At 69.5% G+C, this 2,234-nt stretch carries 2 protein-coding genes and 1 pseudogene; 2 read left to right on the top strand and 1 reads right to left on the bottom strand.

The genetic code is table 11. The features are described from left to right. Window positions 1–1,053: NAD(P)H-quinone dehydrogenase (locus J7E68_RS11375; RefSeq protein WP_215172669.1), on the bottom strand; the 1,053-nt coding region annotated here is incomplete at its 3' end. Window positions 1,054–1,102: 49 nt separating this feature from the next. On the opposite strand from J7E68_RS11375, the gene J7E68_RS11380 reads away from it, so the two are divergent. Both J7E68_RS11380 and J7E68_RS11385 read left to right on the top strand, forming a co-directional pair. Beyond that, on the top strand, window positions 1,103–1,936 hold the full coding sequence (locus J7E68_RS11380) for a purine-nucleoside phosphorylase (RefSeq protein ID WP_215172671.1): 834 nt from the start codon (window positions 1,103–1,105) through the stop codon (window positions 1,934–1,936). After that, a pseudogene (locus tag J7E68_RS11385) lies at window positions 1,933–2,234 on the top strand (phospho-sugar mutase); the annotation flags it as partial. The gene J7E68_RS11380 and the pseudogene J7E68_RS11385, both read left to right, overlap by 4 nt.

Here is a 2,234-nt window from a genome sequence, read left to right on the forward strand (position 1 = left end):
GGCGGGGAAGACGGCCGTGCGGCCGGGCATCGACGCGACCGAGGCGAGCGGGAAGAAGTTCGTGCAGTCGCCGACGGCATAGACGTTGGGCACGGAGGTGCGCGCGACCCGGTTGACGCGGACGTGCCCGGTCTCGTCGAGCTCGACGCCCGCGTCTTCGAGGCCGATGCCTGCGGTGTTCGGGATCGAGCCGACCGCCATGAGGCAGTGGCTGCCCTCGACCGTGCGGCCGTCGGACAGCGTCGCCGTCACGCCGCCCTTCGTGACCTCGACCTTCTCGGCGCGGGCCTTGGAGAGCACCGTCATGCCGCCGCGCTTGAAGACCTTCTCGAGCACGTGCGCGGCATCCTGGTCTTCCCCGGGAAGCACCTGCTCGCGACTGGAGATCAGCGTCACCTTGGCGCCGAGGTTCATGTAGGCCGAGGCGAACTCCGCGCCCGTGACACCGGAGCCGACGACGATCAGGTGCTCGGGCAGAGCCTTCATGTCGTAGAGCTGCGTCCAGGTGAGGATGCGCTTGCCGTCGGGCTTCGCAGAATCCAGCTCGCGCGGCGACGCACCCACGGCCACGATGATGGTGTCGGCCTCGATCCGGTCGAAGTCGGTGCCCTTCTGCCCCGTGGACACGACGATCGCGGTCGGACCCTCGAGTCGTCCGTGACCGGAGAGGATGCGGACGCCGGCTTCGAGCAGCGTCGTGCGCATGTCCTCGGACTGCTGACCGGCGAGCGCGATGAGCCGCTTGTTGACCGCGGCGAGGTTGATCGCGATCTCGGGCTTGAGCGGCTTGCCGTGCTCGCCCTTGGCGTAGAACTGCACTCCGAGGTCGGAGGCCTCCGAGATGGCGACGGCGGCATCCGCCGTGGCGATCAGGCTCTTCGAGGGGACGACGTCGGTGAGCACCGCCGCCCCACCCACGCCGACGCGCTCGACCAGGGTCACCTCGGCTCCGAGCTGAGCGGCTGCGAGTGCCGCTTCGTAACCGCCGGGACCGCCACCGAGGACGGCGACGCGCTGAGTGCGCTCAAAAGGGGTGGAAGACATGATCTCCATTCTTCCGCAATCCTGGCCCCGGAGCCTGCACCTTCCTAGAGTGGATCCCATGTCTGACACACACAGCAACCCCCTCGACGACCCGAATGCGAACCCGTTCGAGATCGCAGCCGACGCAGCCGCCGACATCGCGCGCCTGACCGGAGTCGAGAAGCACGACATCGCCCTCACCCTCGGCAGCGGCTGGGGCAAGGCCGCCGACATCATCGGCGAGACCACCGCGACCATCCCCGCCACCGAGGTCACCGGCTTCTCGAAGCCCGCTCTCGAGGGCCACGTCGGGACTCTCCGCAGCATCCGCACCCCTGACGGCAAGAACGTGCTCGTCATCGGCGCCCGCACCCACTACTACGAGAACCACGGCGTGCGCCGTGTCGTGCACTCGGTGCGCACCGCCGCAGCGACGGGGGCCGAGGTCATGGTCCTCACCAACGGCGCCGGAGGCGTCCGCGAGACCTGGACGCCCGGACAGCCGGTGCTCATCAGCGACCACATCAACCTCACGGCCGACTCCCCGCTCGAGGGCGCGACCTTCATCGACCTCACCGATCTCTACGCGAAGCGCCTGCGTGACATCGCTCGCAGCGTCGACCCCACGCTCGACGAAGGCGTCTACACGCAGTTCCGCGGACCCCACTACGAGACGCCTGCCGAGGTGCAGATGGCGAAGCACATCGGCGGCGACATCGTCGGCATGTCGACGGCACTCGAGGCGATCGCCGCTCGCGAGGCCGGCATGGAGATCCTCGGCTTCTCGCTCATCACGAACCTCGCCGCCGGCATCCAGAAGACGCCCCTCAGCCACGCCGAGGTCATCGAGGCCGGTCGCGAGGCGGAGCCTGTGATCTCCGCCCTGCTGGCCCGAGTGGTCGAGGCGCTGTGAGCGACGAGCGCCTCGCGCAGGCGCGAGCCTGGATGAGGCAGGACCCCGATCACGAGACCCGCGACGAGCTCGCGGCGGTCATCACCCGCGCGGCCGACGGCGATGAGGCAGCCGCTGCCGACCTCGACGATCGCTTCGGCACCCGGCTCGCGTTCGGCACCGCGGGTCTCCGCGGAGCACTCGGCGCGGGAAGCAACCGCATGAACCGGGTGCTCGTGGCCCAGGCCGCTGCCGGGTTCGCGGCGTACCTGCGCGAGCGGGCACAGGGCGACGTCCCGACGGTGGTCATCGGGTATGA

This window comes from Microbacterium sp. ISL-103 (assembly GCF_018613995.1).
GTDB lineage: Bacteria > Actinomycetota > Actinomycetes > Actinomycetales > Microbacteriaceae > Microbacterium.

Excerpts from the sequence above, each read along its gene's own strand:
- J7E68_RS11380 (WP_215172671.1), top strand. The coding sequence starts at position 1,103 with ATGTCTGACACACACAGCAACCCCCTCGACGACCCGAATGCGAACCCG.